This is a genomic window from Pyxidicoccus xibeiensis (genome assembly GCF_024198175.1).
Taxonomy (GTDB): Bacteria; Myxococcota; Myxococcia; order Myxococcales; family Myxococcaceae; genus Myxococcus; species Myxococcus xibeiensis.
In genome coordinates, this window is the sequence record NZ_JAJVKV010000006.1 from 292,122 (window position 1) to 315,771 (window position 23,650).

General features: G+C 69.8%; 20 protein-coding genes and 2 tRNA genes. 9 read left to right on the top strand and 13 right to left on the bottom strand.

The features are described from left to right. Nucleotides 1-4 precede the first annotated feature (4 nt). Genes LXT23_RS27980 through LXT23_RS27990 form a run of 3 tightly spaced genes read right to left on the bottom strand, consistent with a single transcriptional unit; the run spans nt 5 to nt 2,432 of the window. Nucleotides 5-970 carry a myxosortase-dependent metalloprotease, MXAN_2677/MXAN_2678 family gene (locus LXT23_RS27980; protein WP_253983376.1) on the bottom strand — a complete coding sequence of 322 codons (966 nt, stop codon included), beginning with the start codon at nt 968-970 and terminating at the stop codon, nt 5-7. Continuing rightward, nucleotides 967-1,863, bottom strand: a complete 897-nt coding sequence (locus tag LXT23_RS27985; RefSeq protein ID WP_253983377.1) for a myxosortase-dependent metalloprotease, MXAN_2677/MXAN_2678 family — start codon at nt 1,861-1,863, stop codon at nt 967-969. Before LXT23_RS27985 ends, LXT23_RS27980 begins: the two co-directional genes overlap by 4 nt. Continuing rightward, nucleotides 1,860-2,432, bottom strand: a complete 573-nt coding sequence (locus LXT23_RS27990) for a hypothetical protein (protein WP_253983378.1) — start codon at nt 2,430-2,432, stop codon at nt 1,860-1,862. The genes LXT23_RS27985 and LXT23_RS27990 overlap by 4 nt, the downstream gene beginning before the upstream one ends. 114 nt (nt 2,433-2,546) lie before the next feature. On the opposite strand from LXT23_RS27990, the gene gltX reads away from it, so the two are divergent. The 4 genes from gltX (at nt 2,547) to LXT23_RS28010 (ending at nt 4,765) form a co-directional block, all read left to right on the top strand. Beyond that, the gene (gene gltX / locus LXT23_RS27995; protein WP_253983379.1) at nt 2,547-3,986 is read left to right on the top strand and encodes a glutamate--tRNA ligase; all 1,440 of its coding nucleotides are present in this window, start codon (nt 2,547-2,549) and stop codon (nt 3,984-3,986) included. A gap of 57 nt (nt 3,987-4,043) precedes the next feature. Further along, nucleotides 4,044-4,454: a hypothetical protein gene (locus tag LXT23_RS28000; RefSeq protein WP_253983380.1), complete on the top strand. Its 411-nt coding sequence runs from the start codon at nt 4,044-4,046 to the stop codon at nt 4,452-4,454. A gap of 59 nt (nt 4,455-4,513) precedes the next feature. After that, nucleotides 4,514-4,584 (top strand) — tRNA-Gln (locus LXT23_RS28005). Nucleotides 4,585-4,693: 109 nt separating this feature from the next. Continuing rightward, nucleotides 4,694-4,765 (top strand) — tRNA-Glu (locus LXT23_RS28010). 103 nt (nt 4,766-4,868) lie between these two features. On the opposite strand, the gene LXT23_RS28015 is transcribed toward LXT23_RS28010, so the two are convergent. Next, nucleotides 4,869-5,840, bottom strand: a complete 972-nt coding sequence (locus LXT23_RS28015; RefSeq protein ID WP_253983381.1) for a response regulator — start codon at nt 5,838-5,840, stop codon at nt 4,869-4,871. A gap of 69 nt (nt 5,841-5,909) precedes the next feature. On the opposite strand from LXT23_RS28015, the gene LXT23_RS28020 reads away from it, so the two are divergent. After that, nucleotides 5,910-6,500, top strand: a complete 591-nt coding sequence (locus LXT23_RS28020) for a hypothetical protein (protein ID WP_253983382.1) — start codon at nt 5,910-5,912, stop codon at nt 6,498-6,500. On the opposite strand, the gene LXT23_RS28025 is transcribed toward LXT23_RS28020, so the two are convergent. After that, on the bottom strand, nt 6,472-7,629 hold the full coding sequence (locus tag LXT23_RS28025; RefSeq protein ID WP_253983383.1) for a sensor histidine kinase: 1,158 nt from the start codon (nt 7,627-7,629) through the stop codon (nt 6,472-6,474). The genes LXT23_RS28020 and LXT23_RS28025 overlap by 29 nt on opposite strands. A gap of 255 nt (nt 7,630-7,884) precedes the next feature. Beyond that, complete coding sequence (locus tag LXT23_RS28030) at nt 7,885-8,172, bottom strand: DUF2795 domain-containing protein (RefSeq protein WP_253983384.1); 288 nt, start codon at nt 8,170-8,172, stop codon at nt 7,885-7,887. A 189-nt stretch (nt 8,173-8,361) separates the two neighbouring features. Here LXT23_RS28030 and LXT23_RS28035 point away from each other — a divergent pair, with 189 nt between their 5' ends. Further along, nucleotides 8,362-8,607: a hypothetical protein gene (locus LXT23_RS28035; protein WP_253983385.1), complete on the top strand. Its 246-nt coding sequence runs from the start codon at nt 8,362-8,364 to the stop codon at nt 8,605-8,607. 69 nt (nt 8,608-8,676) lie between these two features. On the opposite strand, the gene LXT23_RS28040 is transcribed toward LXT23_RS28035, so the two are convergent. The 7 genes from LXT23_RS28040 to LXT23_RS28070 all read right to left on the bottom strand — a co-directional run bounded on the left by LXT23_RS28040 (nt 8,677) and on the right by LXT23_RS28070 (nt 17,352). Further along, on the bottom strand, nt 8,677-10,317 hold the full coding sequence (locus tag LXT23_RS28040; RefSeq protein ID WP_253983386.1) for a pyruvate dehydrogenase complex dihydrolipoamide acetyltransferase: 1,641 nt from the start codon (nt 10,315-10,317) through the stop codon (nt 8,677-8,679). Nucleotides 10,318-10,323: 6 nt separating this feature from the next. Beyond that, nucleotides 10,324-11,328, bottom strand: coding sequence for a pyruvate dehydrogenase complex E1 component subunit beta (locus tag LXT23_RS28045; RefSeq protein WP_323379094.1), 1,005 nt, complete (start codon nt 11,326-11,328; stop codon nt 10,324-10,326). A 42-nt stretch (nt 11,329-11,370) separates the two neighbouring features. Then, a complete protein-coding gene (gene pdhA, locus LXT23_RS28050) occupies nt 11,371-12,495 on the bottom strand; it encodes a pyruvate dehydrogenase (acetyl-transferring) E1 component subunit alpha (protein ID WP_253983388.1) in 1,125 nt (374 codons plus the stop codon). A gap of 138 nt (nt 12,496-12,633) precedes the next feature. Next, nucleotides 12,634-13,380 carry an HAD family hydrolase gene (locus LXT23_RS28055; RefSeq protein ID WP_253983389.1) on the bottom strand — a complete coding sequence of 249 codons (747 nt, stop codon included), beginning with the start codon at nt 13,378-13,380 and terminating at the stop codon, nt 12,634-12,636. A gap of 55 nt (nt 13,381-13,435) precedes the next feature. Further along, nucleotides 13,436-15,001, bottom strand: a complete 1,566-nt coding sequence (locus tag LXT23_RS28060; protein WP_253983390.1) for a hypothetical protein — start codon at nt 14,999-15,001, stop codon at nt 13,436-13,438. Between the two features lie 74 nt (nt 15,002-15,075). After that, nucleotides 15,076-16,539 (bottom strand): MFS transporter, encoded by a 1,464-nt coding sequence (locus LXT23_RS28065; RefSeq protein WP_253983391.1) that lies wholly within the window; start codon nt 16,537-16,539, stop codon nt 15,076-15,078. Between the two features lie 129 nt (nt 16,540-16,668). Next, nucleotides 16,669-17,352 (bottom strand): NUDIX hydrolase, encoded by a 684-nt coding sequence (locus LXT23_RS28070; protein WP_253983392.1) that lies wholly within the window; start codon nt 17,350-17,352, stop codon nt 16,669-16,671. A gap of 142 nt (nt 17,353-17,494) precedes the next feature. Here LXT23_RS28070 and LXT23_RS28075 point away from each other — a divergent pair, with 142 nt between their 5' ends. From LXT23_RS28075 to LXT23_RS28085, 3 genes are all read left to right on the top strand, one after another. Beyond that, on the top strand, nt 17,495-20,011 hold the full coding sequence (locus tag LXT23_RS28075) for a bifunctional metallophosphatase/5'-nucleotidase (RefSeq protein WP_407692918.1): 2,517 nt from the start codon (nt 17,495-17,497) through the stop codon (nt 20,009-20,011). Beyond that, nucleotides 20,011-21,996: a single stranded DNA-binding domain-containing protein gene (locus tag LXT23_RS28080; RefSeq protein WP_253983394.1), complete on the top strand. Its 1,986-nt coding sequence runs from the start codon at nt 20,011-20,013 to the stop codon at nt 21,994-21,996. Before LXT23_RS28075 ends, LXT23_RS28080 begins: the two co-directional genes overlap by 1 nt. Before the next feature lie 84 nt (nt 21,997-22,080). Next, nucleotides 22,081-23,610, top strand: coding sequence for a hypothetical protein (locus LXT23_RS28085; RefSeq protein ID WP_253983395.1), 1,530 nt, complete (start codon nt 22,081-22,083; stop codon nt 23,608-23,610). Nucleotides 23,611-23,650 lie beyond the last annotated feature (40 nt).

Below are 23,650 nucleotides of genomic sequence, written 5' to 3' on the forward strand. Positions count from 1 at the left end.
ACCTCTAATCCCGCCGGCCGGGCGCCGCAGCGCGCGCCGGACGTCTGCCTGCCCGCCGACAGCTCCTCGCGAGCGCCAGCGAGGCCAGCACCGCCGCCAGCGCCAGCGGCCCCGGCGCCGCCGCGCAGCCCGTGCCGCGGCCCTCCGCCTCCACCGCCAGGCCCGCGCCCACGCGCACGGCGCACTGGTTGGGCGGCAGTCCGCGCGGGTAGATGGCGCAGAAGCCCGCGGCCGTGCCCGGGTCGATGACGCGCTTGCGCGTCTCGCCCGGCGGCGCGGTGGCCTCCATGGTGGCCCCGGCGACGCTCACGTGGTCCAGCCCCACCACGTGGCCAATCTCGTGCGTCATGGTGTTCTCCAGGTCCGTGGCCACGCAGTCGGTGGACGGCGGGCCCTCGCACACCGGCGAGTCCACGGTGGTGAAGAGGAAGCCCACGCTGCCGCCCGGCATGGAGGCATTCAGCTCGATGTCCGAGTCCAGCACGCGCCCGTCCCGGAAGCTGAACGTGGACGTGGTGAGGCCAATCGTCGCGTCGCCGTGCTCCCAGCACCGGTAGGTGTTGCCACACGTCTCCTCGTCCCAGCACGCGTCCTCGACGGGCACCACGTCCAGGCACGACTGCTCGCGGAAGGTGACGACGTTGTAGTTGTTGTAGGGCAGCTCCTGGTCGTAGCCGATGGCCACGGGCAGGCTCCAGTCCTCGCCCCGGAGGAAGCGGTAGTCGCTGCACGTGCCGGACAGGGCGCGCCAGGAATTGAACGACGCCTCGATGGCGGCCACCTCGGAGTCGCCCGGCGTGCGCGAGCTGCCCGCCGCGTCCAGGTGGTAGACGAAGTCGCGCACCGGCCACGTGAGGCACCACGGCCGCCCGGGCACCCCGGTGCGCCGGTAGGGCTGGGGCTCCTCCTCCTGGGCCCGCGCGGGGGCGGCCGCGAGCAGCGCGGCCACGAGGACCAGGGCGGGCTTCACTCGCGGCCCTCCTCACGGCGGCGGCGGCGCGCGAGCCACAGCGCCCAGGCGCCCAGCGCGGGCAGCACCGCGGCGGTGCCTCCGGCCGCGCAGCCTCCGGCCTTGGCGTGCGCCGGCAGCTCGTCCGTCATCACCGGGTGCAGGCACGCCTGGCTGGCGCGGCCCCGCGGGTACACCGCGCAGACGAAGTCGCGCGAGCCCGTGTCGATGCTGCGCTTGGACACCTCGCCGGGCGGGGCGCTGGGGTTCATGGTGGAGCCCTGCGCGCGCGTGTGGTCCAGGCCGATGAAGTGGCCAATCTCGTGCGTGGCCGTGTTCTGCACGTCGGTGGCCACGCAGTTGGTCGTCACCGGCGGGAAGCAGGTGCCGCCATCCGCCGTGGTGAAGGCGAAGCGCGCCGCGTTGAAGGAGATGTCCGAGTCGTAGATGATGCCCGAGCGCTCGTCGTACGTGGTGAGGGTGATGGCGATGGTGTTGTCGTCATCCTCCCAGCAGTCGTACTCGTTGGCGCAGGTGTCCTCGTCCCAGCACGCGTCCTCCGCGGGCACCACCACGGAGCAGTCCCGGTCGCGGAAGAGCACCAGGTTGCGGTTGTCTCCCTCGCGCCGGTAGCCCACCTCGCGCTCGTTGACGAGCGGCCCCTCCACCAGCGCGAGGTTGCCGCACCCGGCGAAGATGTCCTGCCAGCTCTGGAACGAGCGGCGCATGGCCTCGAGCTCGGAGTCGCCGGGCGTCTCCGGGTTGCCGTAGGTGCTCTGGTGCCAGGTGACGCGCTCGGTGGTCCAGTAGAGGCACTGGGTCCGCGTGTCGCCCGAGTCGACGCGGCTGCGCACGTACGGGTCCGTCGGCTGGGCCAGCGCCAGGGCCACCACGAAGGGGGCGAGCGACATCACGGCGTCTGCCCCTTGGGCGCGGCCCCGAGCGCGGCGCGCACGGCGGCCTTCAGCTCCACCAGCGACATCGGCTGCCGGGCGCTCTGGCTCGGCTTGCGGGTGACAGGGTCCAGCAGCAGCGCCTCCGAGGCCTCCGGCACCGCCAGCGCGGCCTTCCCGTCCTCGTCACGCCGCACCTGGTACTTGCCCTGGGCCATGGCGTGCACGCGGAAGGCGCGCGCGCCGCGCTTCTCCAGGAACACCACCACCTCCTCGCCCGGGGTGAAGGCCGCCAGGCCGTGCACCACCTGACCCACGTCCCCCACGCGCCCACCGGGCTGGGTGACGAGCACCGTGCCGCCCGGCTGGCCCTTGAGGGACTCGGTCACCTGGATTTCGACGTCGGTGACGATGCGCATCTTGTCGCCGCTCCAGCGGCTCTCCACCCGGCGCACGACGCCATGCACGACGGCGTCCGAGCCACGGGCCAGCCCGGACAGGTCCACCGCGAGCTGGGTGGTGGCGACCGCCGGCATTCCCCCCAGGAGGGCCGCCAGCAACAGCGTGCGAACTACCTGACGAATCGACATACGCGTTCTCCCTGGCGTCAGCTTACCCCAGCGGCCCAGTCCGTGGCCTACCGTGCCACGAATGCCCGTCCCGCGTTGACCCCCTACCCTCTCCCTGCTAATCCGCGCGCCCGTATGCCTCCTGTCCCTCGCGTCCGCTTCGCTCCCTCGCCCACCGGCTACCTCCACATCGGCGGGGCTCGCACCGCGCTGATGAACTTCCTCCAGGCCCGGCGCCAGGGAGGCACCTTCATCCTGCGGATGGAGGACACGGACCAGAAGCGCTCCACGCCCGAGTCGGTGCAGGCCATCCTGGACGCCCTCAACTGGCTGGACATCGACTGGGACGAGGGCCCCGGCAAGGAGGGCCCCCACGCGCCCTACTTCCAGACGCAGCGGCTGCATACCTACCGGGAGCACGCGGACCGGCTGCTCGCCGAGGGCCACGCCTACCGCTGCTACTGCACCCGCGAGGAGCTGGGCGAGCAGCGCACGGCCGCCAAGGCCGAGGAGGGCGGCTTCAAGTACCCGGGCACCTGCCGCGAGCTGAAGGGGCCGCCCCCGGGCAAGCGCGCCGAGGACGCCGTCATCCGCTTCAAGATGCCCTCGGGCGAGGGCACCGCCTCGTTCGACGACAAGGCGCTGGGCACCATCAGCAAGCCGTACTCGGACCTGGATGACTGGGTGATGCTGCGCGCGGACGGCATCCCCCTCTACAACTTCGGCTGCGTCATCGACGACCACCTGATGGACATCACCCTGGTCGCGCGCGGCCAGGAGCACGTCAACTCCACCTTCCCGCAGCTCATGCTCTACAAGGCGCTGGGCTGGCAGCCGCCGGACTTCGCCCACCTGCCGCTCATCCTCGCGCCGGACCGCAAGAAGCTCTCCAAGCGGCTGCACCCCGAGGCGGACGTGATGCGGCACAAGGCCGACGGCATCCTCCCGGAGGCGCTGCTCAACTACATCATCCGGCTGGGCTGGAGCCACGGCAACGACGAGGTCATCTCCCGCCAGCAGATGCTGGAGTGGTTCGACTTCACCGGCGTGGGCTCCACCTCCGGCATCTGGGACAAGACCAAGCTGCTGTGGCTCAACCAGCAGTGGATGAAGCTCTTGCCGGAGGCCACCATCGTCGAGCGGCTGCTCCCGTTCCTGGAGGCCAAGGGCGTCCAGGCCAAGGGGGACGCGCGCCTGGAGCCGCTGGTGCGCGCGCTGCGCGAGCGCTCCAACACGCTGGAGGAGATGGCCGCCACCGCGGCCAACGTCTACTTCCGCTCCGGCATCACCCTGGACGAGAAGGCCGCCGCCAAGCACCTCACCGGGGACTCCCTCAAGGTGCTGCGCCAGGCGCGCGAGGCGCTCGCCGCCCTCCCCGACTGGACGGTGGAGGTGCTGGACGGCGTGGTGAAGACGGTGAGCGAGGCCGCCAGCGTGGGCATGGGCAAGGTGGCCCAGCCCATCCGCGTGGCCGTCACCGGCAACACCACCAGCCCCGGCATCGGCGAGACGCTGCTGCTGGTGGGCCGCGACGAGGCCCTGCGCCGCATCGACGCGGCGCTCGCCCGCGGTTGAACGTCAGGCCGAGGAAGCGGTGGACGTCAGAGGATGCGGAACCTATCTTGCGGACCCATGATGCCTGCCCTTGACACCCTGAAAGCCCATTTCTATAAGGCGCGCCCGCTCGGGGCGGTGCTGGTGGCCCTCTGGGTGTCGGTGGCGGGCGCCGAGGTGGTCAGCGGCGCGCAGCTCCCGGACGGCTCGCAGAAGGTCGGCGAGAACCGCTACCGGGCGCCACGCGACTTCGAGGCGACGCTCGAGTACTACCGGGCGGTGTATTCGACGTCGAACTTCCCTCGCCGGCAGATCGTCAACCAGCCGGGCGTCAAGGCAGTCCACATCGTCAATCCCTCGGGGAAGAACTTCGCGGGCTTGAACATTTACGAGGCGAACGACGAGGTTCGTATCTACATCGTCCCGACCCAGCAGGCTGCCAAGCCCGCCAAGAAGCCGGAGACGACGAAGCCCGGTAGGAAGAAGTAGACAGGGCGCGAAGTTGTTGCAGTCCCAGAGCAGTGTTGGTAGAGAAGCGCCGCAGTTCTTGGGGAATCGTCTAACGGCAGGACAGCAGACTCTGACTCTGCTTATCTAGGTTCGAATCCTAGTTCCCCAGCTCGCAGCAACCGGCGGTCCGAAGCAACCAGCTGTTGAATAGAGGGTTGACGAGGGCGGACGGAAAATGTAGGAAGCACCGGCAGTTAGCAGCGGTTGAAACAACGACTGGCCCTGTCGTCTAGTGGTTAGGACGGAGCCCTCTCACGGCTCAAACTCGGGTTCGAATCCCGGCAGGGTCACTCTGAGACGCCCACCTTCTGAAAAGAAGGTGGGCGTTTCGCTTTGCGGGCCACGGGCGGCGAGCCACGCGCCTGCCCCTGTCTGGCCATGGCGCGCGGCCGCTCAGGCGTGGCGCGTGGGGATGCTCTGACGGAAGGCGGAGAGCGCGGCGGCGAGCCGGTCCTGCGCCCGCTCGACGCCCCGGCGGAGCAGCAGCATGCGCACCTTCTCCGGCAGCGCGCTGGCGCCCTGGGTGCTGCCGAAGCCCACCAGGTCCATGCGCAGCGTAATCGCCTCCAGCAGGTCTCCCAGGTCCGCCTGGGGGCTGGCCAGCAGCAGCACGTCCGGAGGCCGGCGCTGGAGCCGCTCGGCCAGGGTGCGCCACTGCGGGTCTCCCGTCTCGACGATGACGACGTCCACGCCCTCGAGCTCCGTGGCGTAGGGCGCCAGCTCCAGCGTCTCGAAGCCGTGCTCGCGCAGCACCGCGACGGCTTCCGCGCTGCCCACCACCGCCACCCGGCCATTGAGGCCCAGGCGCACGGCCTCCTCGTAGACGCGCAGCTCCACTTCCAGCGCCTCGTGGGCGGGCTCGGGGGCGTCCAGGCCGGAGGCCAGCAGCTCGGCCGCCTCGCGGGCCACCTCTCGGGACTGCTGGCGCGTGCGCACGCCCGACTCGCGGCGCTCCAGCGCGGCGCGCACCTTGGCGCGCAGCACGCGCAGGTCATCGAAGGGCTTGAGGATGTAGTCGCTGGCGCCGGCCGCGAAGGCCGCGACGACGGACTCGGAGCTGGCGTAGGCGGTAATCATCACCGCCTCCAGCGAGGGCTGCAGCCGCCGGGCCTCGGCGATGAGCTCCACGCCGCCGATGCCGGGCAGGTTCTTGTCCGTCACCAGGACGTCGAAGCGCTGCTCGGCCAGCAGCGGCAGCGCCTCCTCGGCGCTCTGGGCCAGCGTCACCGCCAGGTCGGGCTCGCGCTCCAGCAGGCGGGCGCAGATGTCCAGGACGACGGGCTCGTCATCCACCACCAGCACCGTCGAGGCGAGCGTTCCCCCCTCCCCACCGTCGCCATCCCCGGTCTCGAACGGGAGATCCATGCCGCCCAGATTCGCACAGCTTCTGTCCGACTTCGAGGCTCGCCTGCCGGGGCCGCTATGCTACCGGCCGTGGCGAGCTTCGAGGACGCACTCCAAGACAACCGGGTCCCCGGGCGGCTGGGCGACGTGAGGCTGCGGTACGACGGCGGCCGCCTGGTGGGCGAGTCCCTGCCGCCGCCCTGGGGCCCGCGGATGGTGCCGGGGCTGTGCGTGGGAGTAGCACTGGGCTGTGCGGCGGGCGCGGCCGTGCTGGTGGGCCTGGAGGGCGGCACGGTGCCGGCCACCGCCACGGCGCTCGTGGTGGTGGGGGCGTTCCTGGTGGGCATGGCCCTGTGGCTGGAGTCGCGGCTGGGGCGCCGGCGCTTCGTGCTGCACTTCCGCTCGGAGTCGCTGCGGCTGGAGCGGCTGGCCTGGGCGCCCGGCGCCACCCGGGCGGAGCTGGTGCCCTTCAACGCGGTGCGCGCCGTGCACATGGTGGAGCGCCCCGGCCCGCGCTACGCGCTGGTGGTGGAGTATGCGCGGGAGGAGCAGGCGCAGGCCCTGCAGCGCGCCGTGCTGGTGGAGGGCGTGCGTCCCTCCGAGACACAGACGCTGCACCGCGTGTGGCGCATGCTGAGCAACGCCTTCGGGCTCAGGGGTGCTGGGCTCGCCGGAGGGTGATTTCGATTTCGGTGCCCTCGCCCGGCGTGGAGGACAGGCGCAGGTTGCCGCCCGCCTGCGTCACCAGTTCCTTGCAGATGGACAGCCCCAGCCCCGTGCCGATGCCCACCGGCTTGGTGGTGAAGAGCGGCTGGAAGACGCGCTCCTGCAGCTCCAGGGGGATGCCGCAGCCGTTGTCCGCCACGGTGAGCACCACGTCCTCGGGACGCACGGACCAGCGCACCTCGATGCGGCCGGGCCGGCCCGTGCCACCCATGGCCTGCGACGCGTTGACGATGAGGTTGAGCACCACCTGGCACAGCTTCACCGGTCCGAAGGTGACGCGCACCGGGTCGCCGTTGCTCGTCAGCCGCGCCCTGTCGCGCACCTCGGCGCGCGCCAGCTTCACCGCGAAGGATACGACTTCCGCCACGTCCGCCGTGGCCTCGTGGTCCTCGCCACGCGCCTGCGCGCGCAGGCCCAGCGCCACCTGCCGCAGGTGCTCGGCGCCGTCTGACAGGTCCTTGATGAGCGCGGGCAGGTCCTCCACCGTCTCCGCCACCTCGGAGTTCGGGTCCGCCGGCAGGTGCCGCGACACGTACTGGATGACGCTGGCGAGGTCTCGCTGCAGCGACACCACGTTCTGCGAGAGGTAGCCCACCGGCCCCATCAGCTCGTGGGCGATGCCCGCCGTCACCTGCCCCAGCGTGGCCAGACGCTCGGACTTGAGCATCCGTCCTTCCACCTCGCGGATGCGCAGCTCCAGCCGCGCAATCTTCAGCGCGTCGTCCAGCGCCGCCTGCAGCTCCGAGCGGTCCCACGGCTTGACGAAGTACCGCGTCACCTGGCCGCGGTTGACGGCGTCGATGACCGCCTGCATGTCCGCGTACGCCGTGACGAGCATGCGCTTGGCGTCGGGAGCAATCGAGCGCGCACGCTCCAGCAGCTCCACGCCCGTCATCCCCGGCATGCGCTGGTCGGAGAGGATGACGCCAATCTCCCCCTTGCGCTGCTCCAGCAGCGCCAGCGCCTCGCTCGGAGAGGAGCTGCGGAAGATGCGGAAGCGCTGCCCGAAGTTCGCGTCGAAGACCCGCAGGTTCAGGGCGTCGTCATCGACGTAGAGCACCGCGGGGAGTTCAGACGGGTTCATGACGCTCCTCCTGGCCGGGGTGTCCCGATGGGGGCCAGGCTGGTAGGGCCTAGGATAGCGCCTCCTCCCACTTGCGTTCTGCTGGGTGCGGCGCGCACCACCAGCATACGGGCAGAGCCTGACGCGTCGCATCCCCCCCACCCTCCTCAACGAGGGGGATTCCCGAGGAAAACCTGCAGTGACAGTGAAGACAGTGGTTCTCGCTGGGATTGCGAGGCTGTCAGTGCCGCGTGTGTGAGTCGCGACGGGACAGGGTCAGCGCGGGGGCGGCTGCGCGGCGGGGAGGTCTTCGCCGGACAGGCTTCCCTCGAGCGCCACGGCCACGGCGTCCACGGAGGCGAAGTGGCCGCGCGGCAGGGAGCTCAGCAGCGAGAGCACGAGCCGGGGGGCTTCATTCTCCCGGGCCACCCACGTCAGCTCTTCCGCGGTGAGGGGAAACACCGCGCCGAGGAGGGCCTCGTGCAGCGATTGCGCAAGTGGCAGCGGCTGGCCCACGCGTGACTCCAACTCCGACACACCCAGGGCAAGCCGTTCGCGTGTCATGTCGTCGTTCATTGAGACGAAGTTAAGCAGCGAACCCGACGGGCTGCCGGCCTTTTTTGCATGGCTGCCCTGCAGGCGGGGGTACGAGCCCTCCTGCCTGCTCCTCACGGGTGTTCAACCCAGGGGAGGCGTCCCACCGTTACCGCCACGAAGTCCGCTGGAGCCATTTCGACGAGGGAGGACAGCGCCATGGCGAAGAAGGACAAGGTGGAGCAGGACAAGCGTAGCGCGAGCGATGAGAAGGGCTACGCGGAGCACATCGAGCATGTGCAGGCCACGCGGCCGGACCCGTGGCCCGGAATCGAGGGCCGCTCCCAGGACGACGAGCACGACCTGCCGACGGGGACGCCTCGCGAGAAGCAGGCCCGCGTGACGGACGCGCAGCGTCAGCTCGAGAAGGACATGAAGGGCTCCGACGAGCCGACGCGGGAGTAGGCCCCCTTCCCCGCCCCGCCTCCGCGCGCCCGAAACAGGTGGGGCACGGAGGCGGGAGGGATGCGGGGACTAGAACAGCAGCCGCGTGGGGTGCTCCAGGAGGCCGCGCAGCTCGCGCAGGAACTCCGCGCCGATGGCGCCGTCGATGACGCGGTGGTCACACGACAGCGTGGCCGTCATCATCTTGCGCACCGCGAGCTGCCCGTTGATGACCACCGCCTTGTCCGCCACCGCGCCCACCGCGAGGATGGACGCCTGCGGCGGGTTGATGACGGCGACGAACTGGTCGATGCCGTACATGCCCAGGTTGCTGACGGTGATGGAGCCGCCCGTGTACTCGTCCGGCTTGAGGGCCCGCTTGCGCGCGCGCTCGGCCAGCTCGCGCACCTCGGTGGAGATGGCCTGCAGCCCCTTCTGGTCCGCGTCGCGGAGGATGGGCGTGATGAGCCCCTCCTCCAGCGCCACGGCGATGCCCACGTCCACGCTGGCGAACTGGACGACGTGGTCGCCCTGCAGCGAGACGTTGATCTTCGGGTAGCGGCGCACCGCCATGGCCACGGCCTTCACGATGAGGTCGTTGACGGAGACCTTGAGCTCCATCGCCTTCGCCTCTTCGCGGACCTTCACCGCGGCGTCCATGTCCACCTCGATGGTGAGGTAGAAGTGCGGGACGCCGGGCTTCACCTCGGTCATCCGCTGCGCGATGACCTTGCGCATGGACGAGAGCGGCACCACCTGCGGCTCGGGCCGCACGCCCGCGGCGGGACGCGCACCGGGTGCCGGGGCCTTCTTCGCCGCCGCCGGAGCCGGAGCCGCCACGCCCTTCGCCAGCGCCTCCTCGATGTCGCGCTTCACCACGCGCCCGGAGGGACCGGAGCCACGCACCTGGGTGATGTCCAGGCCGCGCTCGCGGGCAATCTTCTTCGCCAGCGGGCTGGCCCGCAGCCGCCTCCCGCCTGCCTGGGGCGCTGCCTCCTCGCGGCGCGGCGCGGACGGAGCCGCGGTGGCGGCCGGCGCGGGAGCCGCGGCGGGCGCCTGCTGGGCGGCAGGCCTGGGCGCCGCAGCGGCAGGAGCCGCCTTCGCGCCCTTGGCGGCGAGGTACGCGATGGGCGCGCCCACGGCGGCCATCTGGTTCTCGCCGACGACGATCTCCACCAGCGTGCCGTCGTCGTAGGCCTCGATCTCCAGGTTGGACTTGTCCGTCTCCAGCTCGGCGATGGCGTCGCCGGAGGAGACCTTGTCGCCCACCTTCTTGAGCCACTTGACGATCTTCCCCTCCTTCATCGTCGGGGAGAGCGAGGGCATCGCCACTTCGATGCGAGCCCCTCCACCGCCCGCGGCAGGAGCGGGCGCCGCGGGCGCCGGAGGCGCGGCCTGGGGGGCCGGGGGCCTGGCGGCGGCGGGAGGCTCGGCGGGCTTCTGCGCGGCGGGAGCCGGCGCGGCGGCCGCCTTGCCGGCGTCCACCTTCTCGCCCTTGGCGCCGATGAAGGCGATGGGGGCGCCGACAGCGGCCGTCTGGTCTTCACCGACGACGATCTGCAGCAGGAAGCCGTCGTCGTAGGCTTCGATTTCCAGGTTGGACTTGTCCGTCTCCACCTCGGCGACGGCCTCGCCGGAGGACACCTTGTCCCCCACCTTCTTCAGCCACTTGACGATCTTCCCCTCCTTCATGGTCGGGGAAAGGCTGGGCATCTGGATGGGAATGGCCATACGCGTTCAGGCTCCCTCGCGGTACAGCACCTTCTTCACCGCGTCGATGATCTTGGGCGCGTCCGGCTGGGTCGCGTTCTCCAGGTTCGCCGCGTAGGACATGTTCACGTCGAGGCCCGTCACGCGCGCCACCGGCGCGTCCAGGTCGTCGAACGCCTTCGACTGGATGATGTCCACCACGGAGGCACCGACGCCAGCGAGGGCCCAGCCCTCCTCCACGATGACCACGCGGTTCGTCTTGCGCACGCTGGCGAGGATGGCCTCCTCGTCCAGGGGGCGCAGCGTGCGCAGGTCCAGCACCTCCGCGGAGATGCCCTCCTTCGCCAGCTCCTCGGCCGCCTGCATGCAGAAGTAGTACATGCGGCTCCAGGTGATGATGGTGACGTCCGTGCCCTCGCGCTTCACGTCCGCCTTGCCCAGCGGCACCACGTGCTCGCCCTCGGGGACCTCACCCTTGATGGCGTAGAGGCGCTCGCCCTCGAACATGATGACGGGGTTCTCGTCCCGGATGGCCGCCTTGAGCATGCCCTTGGCGTCCGCGGGCGTGGCCGGGGCAATCACCTTCAGGCCCGGGAAGTGCGCGTAGTTGGCCTCGAGCGCCTGGCTGTGCTGGCTGGACAGCCGGCCGCCCGCGCCGCCCGGGCCGCGGAAGACGATGGGGCAGCGCAGCTGGCCGCCCGACATGTGCCGCAGCTTGGCCGCGTTGTTGACGATCTGGTCCATCGCGAGAATCGCGAAGTTCCAGGTCATCATCTCCACCACGGGACGCAGGCCCACCATGGCCGCGCCCACGCTCATGCCGGTGAAGCCCAGCTCGGAGATGGGCGCGTCGATGATGCGCGCGCTCCCGAACTTGTCCAGCAGGCCCTGCGACACCTTGAAGGCGCCGTTGTAGCGGCCGACCTCCTCGCCAATCAGGAAGACGTTGGCGTCGCGCTCCATCTCCTCGGCGAGCGCCTGGTTCAGGGCCTCGCGGTACATCAACTCGGGCATCGTCAGCTCCGAAGGAATCGAAAAAAGGTTGGGTTCCAGGGTGGCGGTGAGCGGCGCGGGTCAGCGGCTCAGGCCCGCCTTCTTGTCGGCCGCCTCGGCCTGCTCGCGCGGCTCGAGGTCCCACGTCACCTTCAGCTCCTGGCCGCTCGGGTACTTCGGCCAGTTAGTCACCTTGACGCCCAGCACGCGCTCGCGCGGGCGCACGTCCTGCTCGCCCTCCTCCACGATGGTGTCCCGCCACAGCTCCTCGAGCGAGGGCTCCGGGGACTCGTCCGCGAACTTCACCGCCGCGTCCACCTGCGCCTTGACCTCTTCCTCGATGGCCTCGAAGTCGGAGTCCTGCCCGAGCTTGTTCTTGAGGGCGTGGTCGCGCAGCTTGGGGATGGGGTCGTTCTTGCGCTCCTCCTCCACCTCCGTCTTGCTGCGGTAGGTGGCGGGGTCCGCCATGGAGTGGCCGCGGAAGCGGTACGTGTTCGCCTCCAGCAGCACCGGGCCCTTGCCGGCGCGGCAGTACGCGGCGGCGTCCTTCACCGCCTCGTACATCTTCAGGCAGTCCATGCCGTCCACGGGCTCGCCGCGCATGCCGTAGGCGGCCGCGCGCTTGTGGATTTCAGGCACCGCGGACGTGCGGGCGATGGCCGTGCCCATGCCGTAGCGGTTGTTCTCGCAGATGTAGATGACGGGCAGCTTCCACTTGGCCGCCATGTTGAAGGTCTCGTGGAACGAGCCCTGGTTGGCCGCCGCGTCGCCGAAGTAGCAGACCGTGACGCGGTCCTCGTTGCGGTAGCGGCTGGCGAAGGCCATGCCCGCGGCCAGCGGAATCTGGCCACCGACGATGCCGTAGCCGCCGTAGAAGTGGTGCTCGATGTCGAAGATGTGCATCGAGCCGCCCTTGCCCTTGCTGTAGCCGGTGCCGCGGCCGAACAGCTCCGCCATCACCATGCCCGCGTCGCTTCCACGCGCCAGCGGCTGGCCGTGGTCGCGGTACGCGCTCAGCATGTAGTCATCCGGACGGATGGCCTCGATGGGGCCCACCGCGACGGCTTCCTGGCCGATGTAGAGGTGGCAGAAGCCGGCAATCTTCCCCAGCGTGTACTGCTGACCCGCGCGCTCCTCGAAGCGACGGATGAGGTACATCTTCCGGTACATCGTCAACAACTGTTCCTTCGAGTACGGGCTTGCCACCGGGGGATGCCTCCATGCTGGCCGCCCCATGTCCATACCCCGGGGGCGGCGACGCCGTGCGCCTCATAGCGCGCGGCTGTGGGACTTCAAAGCCCTTCAAACCAATCCGGGCCGCGACTGTCTTTCAGGCGCGGTGCGTCAGGACTCGAGCGCGAAGTGCGGGACGGAGATGACGCCGTCCAGCAGCTCCACCGGCCGGCCCGAGTGGTCCGTGGCCAGGTGGATGACGGTGGCCTCGGGGAACTTCCGCCGGTAGTCGTTGGCGTGGGTGGGCTCGTTGTCGAAGGCGGCCACCACGGTGCCCAGCCGGCCCAGCTGCGCATGGGCCTCGCGCTTGTAGGCGTCATCGTCCTCCTGGAGCGTGGGCTTCATCAGAAGGTGGACCCGCTGCCCGTCCGGGAGCACCAGCCCGTGGCGTCGCATGCAGGACACGGAGCCCTCGCGCATGGCCTCGTGCCGGCCCGTCACGTAGGCGAGCTGGGCGCCGGTGGCCACCACGGCGTGGGTGAAGGCGGCCGCGCCGTCAATCGCCACGTCGTCCACGCAGTAGTCGCTGGTGAAGAAGCGCTCCACCCAGAAGCGGCGGGCCTCCGGGAAGTGGGCCTCGATCTGGCCGTCCTCCAGGCCACACGCCCGCATGGCCTCCTTCATGTCCCAGCCCGTCACCCAGTGGCGGGGCTCGCAGGTGGCCAGGGCCGCCAGGGCGCGTGCGGCGCCGAACTCCCGGAGGATGCGGGCCTGGCGGGGGCGGTTGTCGAAGAGCGTGGAGTCCAGGTCGAACGCCAGCACGGCCCGGGGGCTGAGCGAGCGGGCCCTCGTCAGGATGCCGCGCAGGGTGTCCCGCCAGTCGTCACGGATGCGCTTCTTGAAGTCGTCGTAGGCCATGAGCGCGGGGGAGATTACCCGCGCCCGCGCCAGGGCGCCGCCGAAACCGTCCTGCTCAGGCGGCTGAACGCCAGGGCACGGAGCCAGGGGGCGCGCCCGGGGGCGGCTCGATGTAGCGCTGCATGCGCTGGATTCCGTTACGGTCCAGCATCAGCCGGACGAACTCGCGCGTCTCCTGGCGCCGGTCCGTCTCCTCCTCCACCACGGTGAAGCGGAACACCATGTCCACCGGGTAGCGCTTGGCGCCGCGGATGTGCCCCACCGACAGGTCCGCCAGGTCCACGTACTCCAGCGCCAGCTCCGGCTCGTCCATGTCGCGCAGGAAGCGCTCCACGTTGAGCCGGAGGATGTCGGTGACGCCCGACAGCCCCCGCTCGGTGCGCGGCAAGAGCCGCGCGTCCAGGATGATCTGCTTGCGGTAGCGGATGACCGCCTCCGACACCTCGCCCTGGGACGCGGTGAAGAAGTCGTCGCGCTGGCGCAGCGCGGACACGGCCTCGGGGACCTTCAGCGACGGCCCGTAGTCCACCCGCTCCTCGCACGTCCCGATGGAGCGCCCGGTGACGGGGTCCACCAGGTCCGTGGTGCGGTCCGCCAGGTGCGTGGCCGCCACCCGGCTGAGCATCCGGCGCAGGCCCTCCTTGATGCGGTCCTTCACCATGTAGCCCACGACGAGGATGAGGAAGAAGTTGAGGCTCGCCTGCGCGTAGCGCTCCTGCGCCCAGAAGGCCACCGCCGTGGCGAACGTCATCGCCACGCCCGCCGCCAGCGCGAAGAGCATCTCCTCCCAGCCCTGCCGCTTCTGCCTGCGCTTCGAGGACAGGAAGAGCACGTTCATGCAGAACTTCTTCAGGAAGCCCAGCCGCTGGATGTACTCCTCGTTGTCCCCGGTGGGGCTCAGCACGCTGCGCAGCCGGTGCTCCTTGCGGTACGCCTCCTCTCGCAGCACCGCCGCCATCAGCCCCTTGCGCAGCCCATGCCACGGCTCCCCGGCCGGCAGCGCCTTCATGTCCGCCACCGAGCGCCGGAAGCCGCCCTCCACCAGGAGGCTGACGTACTCGTCCACCAGCCGCAGCGACGCGCGCGAGCGCTCCTGCAGCCGCAGCTCCCCCACCGCCCGCAGCCAGAGGCGGAAGCGCTCCAGCACGCGCGTGACGCCCGCCTGCATCGCCACCACGTCCGACTCCAGCGTCTTGCACGCCTCCGACTGGGAGCTGGTGGGCCCCTCACACCGCGACTCCACCCCGATGGCGAACCGGCGCAGCGCCCCGCGCAGCACGCACGACAGGAGCTTCGCCTGGTAGACGACGTCCGCCTCCGAACCCATCCCCGTGCGCAGCCACGCCTCCAGCCGCAGCAGCGGCGAGGCGTCCGAGGACAACAGCTCCTCCACCGCCATCACCGGCGTCTTGAAGCGCACGTAGTTGTGGATGTCCGCGTAGAAGTCCGCCCGCGGGTACGTCTCCGCGTCGATGTTCAGACTGCCTGGCAGGAAGAGGTACGCCTCCACGAGGTAGCGCGTCTCATCCGCCCCGGAGGGCTGGTACTCGAGCTTTATCTCGAACTGCTTCCGGTCATGGACCTCGAAGCGGCTGTGCAGCGCGGCGGGTGACTGGGACACACCCGCACTCTACGTTACCTCCCTGTCACGCGGGAGTGACCCCCGCGTGACACGTCCTTGGGGCCACAACGACATCAGCCTCCGGTACCAGTCCGGGAGGCCGGGGCGGCCGGCGGAACCGGGAGGGTGGCCGGCACCGGCGTCGACTTCGGCTGGGGCTTCGCGTTCCACACCCGGGTGGCCAGCAGCAGCCCCAGGAAGGACAGGGGCAGCATGGCCAGCGGCCAGTTGCTCCAGTTCATCGCGTTCTTCGCCAGGTCGCCCGCGGGCAGGATGGAGCCCAGCAGGATGGACTGGAGGGCGGTGCCCGCGTACACGGCGCCGTCGATGATGCCCACGGCGAGGCCCGCGTTCTTCTTGCCGCCGAAGTCCATGCTGGCCGTGCCGGACAGCATGCCGTGCACGCCGATGACGCACAGGGACATGAAGATGACCGTCCACCCCAGCGCGGGGGTGCCCAGCAGGAACACCGTGGCCACCGCGCCCAGGGACATGCCCGCGTAGAGCACGAAGGAGACGGGGCCCCGGCGCGAGTCGAAGACGCGGTCGCTGATGAGCCCGGCGAACATGCCACCGGTGATGCCGGCCACGCACAACAGCATGCCCCAGTTGGCCGCCACGAAGGTCTCCGCGATGCCGGTGGACTTCGCGAACTTGGGGTACCACTGCATGATGGCGTTGCGCATGAAGCCGCTGCAGAACTCGATGCAGAGGATGACGATGATGGTCCGGTTGCTGATCATCCGCTTGAACACCGGCCACACGCCCAGCGGCGCCCCGGTGTCCCCGGACGAGGCATCCGCGGTGTCGAAGTCCGGGTGGCCCGTCTGGCCCGGCGTGTCGCGGATGACGAAGAAGTCCAGCACCAGGAAGGCCGCGAGGATGGCGGCGGGCACGAAGAACGCCCAGTACGTGGGCGCCGCCTTCACGATGAGCCGGCTCCAGTCGTAGGCGAAGTAGACGCCCAGCGAGATGAGGATGCCGAAGACGCCGCCCAGCTGGCCGCGCTCGCGCACGTGGAACCAGGACGCGTTCACCTTGACGATGGAGACCGCGCCGAAGCTCTGGAAGTACATGTTGACGGCGTAGAGGAACGACAGCGTCGCCACCAGGCCTCCGGGCGGCTGCCAGTCCTGCCTCAGCACCCCGTACACCACCGCGCCCATCAGCACGTTGGCCACCGACGAGCCGGCGGCCGAGATGAGGATGGTCTTCCGCCCGCCGAGCCGGTCCGTCAGCGGCCCGTTGAGGAGGAAGGAGAAGCCGTAGACCAGCGTGCCCCAGAAGAAGATGGTGCCGAAGTCCGCGTTGGAGGTGCGGTCCCCCATGGCGCTGGTGGCCACGTTGACGTTGTAGCGCCCCATGTAGAGGAACGCGTACGTCATCCCCAGCGGGAACCAGTTGAAGAAGCGCCGGCGGCGGAACGCGTCCGTGTGACCCAGCTCCACCTTGGGCAGGCGTGCGAGGACCAGGGCGATGGCCCCCAGCAGGATGAGGATGGGCAGGAACTGAGCCAGCCAGGGGGGCAGCGACGACATGCAGCGACCTCGGCAGTGGAGTGCGTGAGTGCGCGCACCCTACCCCGGCACGCGGCCTGGCGGAAACCCACGCCGCGCGTCGCCACCCTTTCGCCACGCGCCCCTTGGAATGGGACGGGACGTCGAGCGTCAGGCCTGCCGGGCGAGCAGGCGGGTGAGGGCCACCTCCGTCTTCGCATCCGGGATGTCCCCGCGCCTGCACGCCTCCAGCACCTCCGGGAGCGGCCGCCAGTGCAGCTGCGTGCCCTCCTCCAGCGGCGTGCCGTCACCCTCCGGCTCCACGGGCTCCAGCCCCGTGACGTCCACCGCCGCGGGGAACACCTTCTCCGAGAGGATGCCCGGCGCGAGGAAGAAGGAGCCGCCCAGCAGCTGGATGTCCTCCGGCTTCACCGCGTAGCCCGCCTCCTCCCGCACCTCCTCCGCCGCGCGCCGCTTGAGGCCGTCCTCGCCCTTGTCCTCCGGCTCCAGCAGCCCCGCGACGATTTCCTCCACGCGCAGGTAGCCCGCCGCCGGGTCCGGCACCGTCATGGCCCCCCGGTTGTCCTTCCGGAAGTACGCCGCCGGCCGCAGGTTCATGCGTGTCAGGACTTCCAGACTACCCGACGCGCCGCGTCGGAAGACGAGCACGGCGACGGCGTCCAGCCGGGGCCGGTCCACCACGTCCACCCGGTACGCGGGAGAGGACGTCCCGTCCGAGCGCCGGTTGCGGCAGCGCAGCCTGCGCACCCGCAGGAAGCCCTCGTCACACCGGGCCGTGGCGGAGAAATCCTCGATGATCTCGATATCAGTCACACTGGAATGGCTCTGCTTCATGTCCGCCTGCTCTCCTGGGGAGTAGGAACGCAATCTCTTCGGAGTAGGAATGCCAGGGCCGGGTTGCTTGCCGGACAGGGTCCAATCCCGTACGGTGCGCCGGCTTTACTGTTGTCCTCCCCCTGAAACACGGAATCCCTTGATGCGTCGCGTCCTGCTCGGCCTCTCCTGCGCCCTGGCTACTGCTTCGTGTATGCCGGTGATGGAAGGCCAGGATTACAACCTGGAGGGGCAGGAGGTCCGCCTCACCTTCCTCCATACCTCTGACATCCACTCGCGCCTCATCCCTTATGACTTCGCCCCGCTGCGAACGGACCAGGACCTGGGACTCATCCCCGAGGCCGGCCCCTTCGGCGGTGCGACGCGCATGGGCGCGCTGCTGAAGCGGGAGCGTGAGCGCGGCGAGCGGGTGATGCACCTGGACTCGGGCGACTGCTTCCAGGGCGCCCCCATCTTCAACCTCAACACGGGTGAGGTGGAGTTCCGCTTCCTGTCGCAGGCCCGCCTGGACGCGGCGGTGGTGGGCAACCACGAGTTCGACGCCGGCGCGCTCAACTTCACGCAGCGCGCGCGCGAGTCCGCCACCTTCCCCCTGCTGGCCGCCAACTACCAGTGGAGCGACTGGCGCCAGGTGGGCAGCAACCAGACGGCGCTGGAGACGCAGCCGTACACCATCCGCAACATCAAGGGTGTGCGGGTGGGCGTCATCGGCATGGCCAACATCTCCTCGCTCAACTCCATCGTCGAGGGCGGCAACAGCCTGCAGGCCACGCCGCTGGAGCAGAACGAGGTGGTGCGCGCCTACGTGGACCTGCTGCGCCCGGTGACGGACCTCATCGTCATCGTCAGCCACCTGGGCCTCACCGAGGACCAGGACGTCATCCAGGGCTACGAGGCCTATTACGAGTACGGCCGCGTGAAGGACTTCATCTCGCGCGCGAAGGAGCCCTGGCAGGTGCTGGAGTGGTTCGGCCCCGAGGGCGACGCGAAGTCCGTGGTGCGCCTGCTCATCCCCGGCGTGTCCGGCGTGGACGTGGTGTTCGGCGGCCACCTGCACGTGGTGCTCAACCCGCCGCAGCTGCTCACCGACCCGAGCGGCCGCAAGGTGGTGCTCACCCACTCGGGCGCCTTCGCCAAGTACGTCGGCCGGCTGGACCTGGTGGTGAAGATGCCGGACCAGCTCGGCAAGGGTGAGGGCGGCGAGGTCCTCAGCCAGGACTACCGCGTCTTCCCGCTGGACGCCCTGTGGTGCGACGACGCCATGCGCCGCTACCGCAATGACCCCAACGTCTTCTGGGAGCCGGGCCAGTTCCTCAATGCCCCGGGCGTGCGCGACATGATCAAGACCTGCCGTGACCAGGAGGACCGGCAGACCACGCAGCTGCTCCAGCCCTACATCATCGGCATGGACTTCAAGCTGCAGCTGACCAACATCTTCTCCTACGCGCCGCGCGACGTGCAGCGCCGCAACAACTCCTCCGGCGGTGACTCGCCGCTGGGCAACATCGCCGCGGACTCCATGCGCAAGCGCCGCCGCGTCGAGGCGGAGATGGCCCTCACCAACTCGCTGGGCATCCGCGACAACCTGTATGCCGGCGTCATCTCCCAGGAGTCGATGTTCAACGTGTTCCCCTTCGAGAACACCATCAACATCATGTACCTCTCCGGCAAGGAGATGCAGGAGATGTTCAACTTCGTGGCGGAGCGCTCCTCCGAGCGAGGCTGCGTCAGCCAGGCGCAGATCTCCGGCGGGCGCTTCACCATGGACTGCGCCCAGGTGCAGCTCAACGACCTGCGCATCACCTGCGAGACGGCGAAGCGCGGCGAGGACTGCCCCAAGGAGAACCGCGAGGGCCACGCCCCCTGGCAGTGCGTGGAGGACGAGTCCTCCGCCGCCGGCGAGGGCCGCTGCTACGCCAACCCGGGCACGGACATCGAAATCAACGGCAAGCCGCTGGACCCCAACGGCACGTACAAGATTGCCGTCAACGACTACATCGCCAAGGGCGGCTCGGGCTTCAGCGTGCTGAAGCGCAACACCACCCGCATCGAGACGGGCATCTCCCTGCGCGACTCGCTCATCGGCTACATGCAGAGCTTCTGCACCTGCGAGGACGTCCTCGCGGGGAAGGAGACGTCGAAGACGGGCACCCGCTGCGGCACCCTCGTCAACGGCAAGTGGACGGTGAGCGACCAGATTGTCGGCTACTGCCTCTCGGCGAAGTCCTTCAAGGCGGAGCTGACGGCGGAGATCGGCAGCTGCAAGTGCGGGGACCTCCTCAGCCGGGGCTTCGACCCCACGGGCTGCAACGCGGGAGACGACGTCACCACACCCCAAGCGGCCCAGGATGCCTGCATCGCCGCGAAGCGGGTCGACGACGAGAATTGCACCTGCCAGGACCTCAACCCGGATACGGGCACCTTCCCCGCGACGTGCAAGGTGCCGCCCGAGCTCGACACACCCGCCGCGGCGCGGGCGTACTGCGCGCCGGCATCCGGTCCCTTCACCGGCCGGTGCAGCTGCCGCGACGTCCTCGCGGGCAGCAACCCCGTGTGCGGCACGGTCACGCCGCAGCTGCGTTCGTTCTGTGAGAACCCCACTGCCACGTCCATCGCCGATGCGGTGGAGGACGGCCGTATCGGCCGGAGGGTGAAGTAATGAAGCGACTGATGCTCCTGTCGGCCCTCGCCATGGCCGGCTGCTATACCGAGGAAACCTCGCAGCCCCAGGGCATTGCCTCCTTCAAGGTGGAGGTGACGGGTCTCACCAACGCCCAGGGCGCGCCGCTGCCGGTCGTCACCGCCTGCGCCGTGCAATATGGCTCGCAGGCGGCCGTGCCCGCGGAGGTGCGGGGCACCGAGGAGTGCCGCTACATCGTCCCGCTCGTGGCGTCGGACATCGCCCTGGACATCACCGCGCTGGACCAGAAGGGCCAGCCGCTGGAGTCCTTCAACGGCCCGGTGTCCTTCCGCGTCGTGCCCGGCAATCTCAGCCGGGGTGAGTACGAGTACCGCTGGACGACGCTCACCGACGGCCGGGGCACCGGCACCGTCCGTGCCGGTCAGCTCTACGGCAAGGTGAACGTGTGGGTCCAGGACGAGGCACCCGAGGTGGACTACCAGAATGGCGTGGTGGTCCCCGGCAAGCTCCCGACGGAGCCCGCCACGCGGACGCTGGCCACCGGCCTGTCCAAGCCCCTCATGTTCGAGGAGCCCACCATCGCCCTGGTGCAGACGCCGCAGCGAGGCAATGACCCCACCCTGACGTCGAGCCAGAAGCAGCTCAGTGCCTACAACGGCACCTTCATGTCCATCGGCCGGGCCCCCGAGTCCGGGGCGGTGCTGCGGCAGAACTGCGTGGATGGCGACCCCAACGCCAATGCGCTCATGACGCTGCTGGTGACGGGCATCGACCCGGGCGGCTTCTTCGTGACGGACGTGACGGCCTGCCGGGTGAGGGAGAACGGCGTGCCTGGCGCCAACACCCAGACGGCGGAGCCGGACGGCTACTTCCCGGGCCGCTTCAACTCCATCTACATCTACAACTACTCCTTCCCGGAGGCGCTGGACCCGGGCGACCTGCTGTGGGGCGTGACGGGCTCGGTGCAGGAGTTCACCTCCACCACGCAGCTCACCTTCCCGTCGTGGATCGTCCGCGAGCACGTCCGCCTGCTTCCGCAGACCGAGTGGGACAAGTACCTGAAGCTCGTCCAGCCCGTGGAAATCAACAACCGGCTGTGCGGGTACGGCAGATCGCCTTACATCGCGGATCCGCTGTGCGGCCTCAGCTACATCAACTACAAGCTGGAGAGCCTGGAGTCGTCGCTGGTCAAGGTCCGCCGGGTGACGTTCCCCCGCGTCTTCCACAACTGCGACACCAACGGTGACGGCCAGGTGCCCATCTTCTGCCAGACGCTCGCCGGCACGTGGGGAGGCTGCGGCGACGAGGACTCGCCCAACCTGGATGTCACCGAGCGCCAGTGCAACATCGACTGCGCGGTGGGCACCGGCCCGTTCACCGGCCAGCTGTGCACCGAGCGCAACACCTTCGAGACCTTCGGCCAGTTCTCGGTGGCGATGAACCCCACCGGCGCGGCCGAGGCCAGCCTGGACGCCTCCGTGCCCGGCCGCATCTCCCGCGTCACCGCGGAGGTGACGTGGAAGGAGTCCAGCGGGTTCGAGCCCGGCCAGGAGGTGCACGTCTGGTGTGACAAGGCCGCGAACCTGCGCTTCGGTGGCATCACCCTGCCCGAGACGGACAACGTGCCGCTGGCCGCGAGGACCCTGTACGCGCACACCCTGCGCGCCTCCGAGGCCTTCGTGTGGGTGTCGCCGCAGACGCCGGCCAACGGCGCCGTCACCTGCCAGGTGGCCATGAACGCGCGCACCCGCATCAACGTGGTGACGAAGGACGCGGCACCGGACCTGGTGGTGGACTGCCGCGAGGACGACCCGGACGCGGAGCGCGCCCGGCAGTGCCGCTTCCTGCGCGGTGCCACGTTCGACATCACCGGCCACCTGCGGCAGGTCAGCGCCGCCCGGCCGCGGTGGATGGTGCTCCCCCGCGACCAGGACGACCTCTGCTGCCACCCGGGGCCGGGCCTGGAGTGCCCGCGTCCCATCAAGCCGTGCGCCAACCCGTAGTCTGAATGAAGCAGTTCGTGCCCCGGTGAGAGCCGGGGTGCGAGGAGGAGCGGCTCCCCCCGGGCCGCTTCGTGGAGAGGGACATTGAAAACGCTTCAGACGCTGGCCCTGACCGGGCTGCTTTCCATGAGTGTGCCCGCCTGGGCCGGTGATTTCGTTGACACGCGCCTGTCGTTCGTCTTCGCGGACGACAACGTGCTTGCGGGCGCGGGCGAGACGACGCCCAACAGCCCCAATGCGCGCTTTGGCGCTGGCAACCAGAACACCCAGTTCTACGACAACTTCAACACGCGCTTCTCCGGCTTCGAGTCGCTGTCGAACGTGGTGCTCTACAAGCGCGCGCCCGCGTTCTTCGAGGGGCTCACCACCGAGGCGGCGCTGACGCTGCTGGTGCTGGAGCGGCCCAACGGCGGCGTGGATATCCGCGACAACTCCAGCTACATCCGCCTCAACTACCAGCCGCCGGGCTGGAGCGAGAAGGAGGGCATCTCCCTCGTCGGCTTCCCGGTGTCCGCGGACCGCTTCCGCCTGGGCTACGCGTACCGCATCTCCTGGGGCGGCAGCGGCGTCTTCACCACCCGCTCCGCCGCCAACGGCGTGCCGGGCGTGAAGCTGCAGATTACGCGCGACAAGTGGTACGCGTACGCGGGCGCCAAGACGGCGCTGGTGCAGAACGAGCTCATCCTCGAGGAGGAGACGCTCTACGGCGCCATGGCCGGCGCCGGCTGGGACATCCTGGAGACGCTGCGCGTGGAAGGCGGCGTGGGCTACTTCCAGAAGGGCCTGGTCCCCGGCCTGGCGACGCTCGGCGTGGAGGCCCCGGTGAATGCCGCGGGCGCGTCCGCGCAGGTCGTCTACCACGTGGGTGTCCCGGTGGGCACCAGCGTGGACTTCCGGCTCTACAAGAACGACCCGGAAATCTACCAGCGCTTCTTCGCCCCCGAGTCGTACCCGGGCGGCCTGTCCTACTCCGTGTCGCTCGAGGGCAGCTACCTGTCGCAGACGCTGGAGAAGCCGGACGAGTTCGGCGCCACGGAGCCGCAGGGCGCCACCGCCTTCGCCCTCCAGGCGCGCGCGAAGTGGAACCTGCTGCGCGTCAGCCTCCTGGGCCTGGTCCGCAGCCTCTCGTACATCCAGTTCGACGTGCCGGGCTTCCCCCCGTTCCAGGACTTCCCCGAGGGCACGGAGCTGAACCCGGAGATGTTCCTGGCGGTGGGCGCGGACTACCACTTCCCCTCGCTGCACTTCACGCCGGGCTTCATCCTCGGCGTGCAGCAGCCGGCGTCGTTCCGCAGCCCCACCCCGGTGCTGGGCGGCAACAACCCGCCGGAGAGCCTCATCGGCACGCGCACCGTCGTGGTGCGTGACGTGAACCAGCTGAGCATCCTCCCGGAGCGGTGCGCAGGCGCCATCTGCGAGGCGGAGCCCATCTTCTCCGCCAAGGCGACGTTCCGCTGGGACCTGTCCGAGTCCGTCGCGGCCGTCGGCGAGGTCTACTACACGTACGACAACAACCGGACCACGTTCCGGGACGACATCACCGGCGTGGCGCAGCCCACGTTCGAGGACCCGCACGCGCTGGGCTTCAACACGCTGCTGCAGGCGCGCTTCTAGGCGCACCGCCTCCCGTAGAAACACCGCGGCCCGGTTCCCC

Bases quoted from the DNA above. Each gene is read 5' to 3' on its own strand.
- LXT23_RS27990 (WP_253983378.1), bottom strand. From the start codon at position 2,432: ATGTCGATTCGTCAGGTAGTTCGCACGCTGTTGCTGGCGGCCCTCCTG.
- gltX (WP_253983379.1), top strand. From the start codon at position 2,547: ATGCCTCCTGTCCCTCGCGTCCGCTTCGCTCCCTCGCCCACCGGCTAC.
- LXT23_RS28000 (WP_253983380.1), top strand. From the start codon at position 4,044: ATGATGCCTGCCCTTGACACCCTGAAAGCCCATTTCTATAAGGCGCGC.
- LXT23_RS28015 (WP_253983381.1), bottom strand. From the start codon at position 5,840: ATGGATCTCCCGTTCGAGACCGGGGATGGCGACGGTGGGGAGGGGGGA.
- LXT23_RS28025 (WP_253983383.1), bottom strand. From the start codon at position 7,629: ATGAACCCGTCTGAACTCCCCGCGGTGCTCTACGTCGATGACGACGCC.
- LXT23_RS28030 (WP_253983384.1), bottom strand. From the start codon at position 8,172: ATGACACGCGAACGGCTTGCCCTGGGTGTGTCGGAGTTGGAGTCACGC.
- LXT23_RS28035 (WP_253983385.1), top strand. From the start codon at position 8,362: ATGGCGAAGAAGGACAAGGTGGAGCAGGACAAGCGTAGCGCGAGCGAT.
- LXT23_RS28040 (WP_253983386.1), bottom strand. From the start codon at position 10,317: ATGGCCATTCCCATCCAGATGCCCAGCCTTTCCCCGACCATGAAGGAG.
- LXT23_RS28055 (WP_253983389.1), bottom strand. From the start codon at position 13,380: ATGGCCTACGACGACTTCAAGAAGCGCATCCGTGACGACTGGCGGGAC.
- LXT23_RS28065 (WP_253983391.1), bottom strand. From the start codon at position 16,539: ATGTCGTCGCTGCCCCCCTGGCTGGCTCAGTTCCTGCCCATCCTCATC.
- LXT23_RS28070 (WP_253983392.1), bottom strand. From the start codon at position 17,352: ATGAAGCAGAGCCATTCCAGTGTGACTGATATCGAGATCATCGAGGAT.
- LXT23_RS28075 (WP_407692918.1), top strand. From the start codon at position 17,495: ATGCGTCGCGTCCTGCTCGGCCTCTCCTGCGCCCTGGCTACTGCTTCG.
- LXT23_RS28080 (WP_253983394.1), top strand. From the start codon at position 20,011: ATGAAGCGACTGATGCTCCTGTCGGCCCTCGCCATGGCCGGCTGCTAT.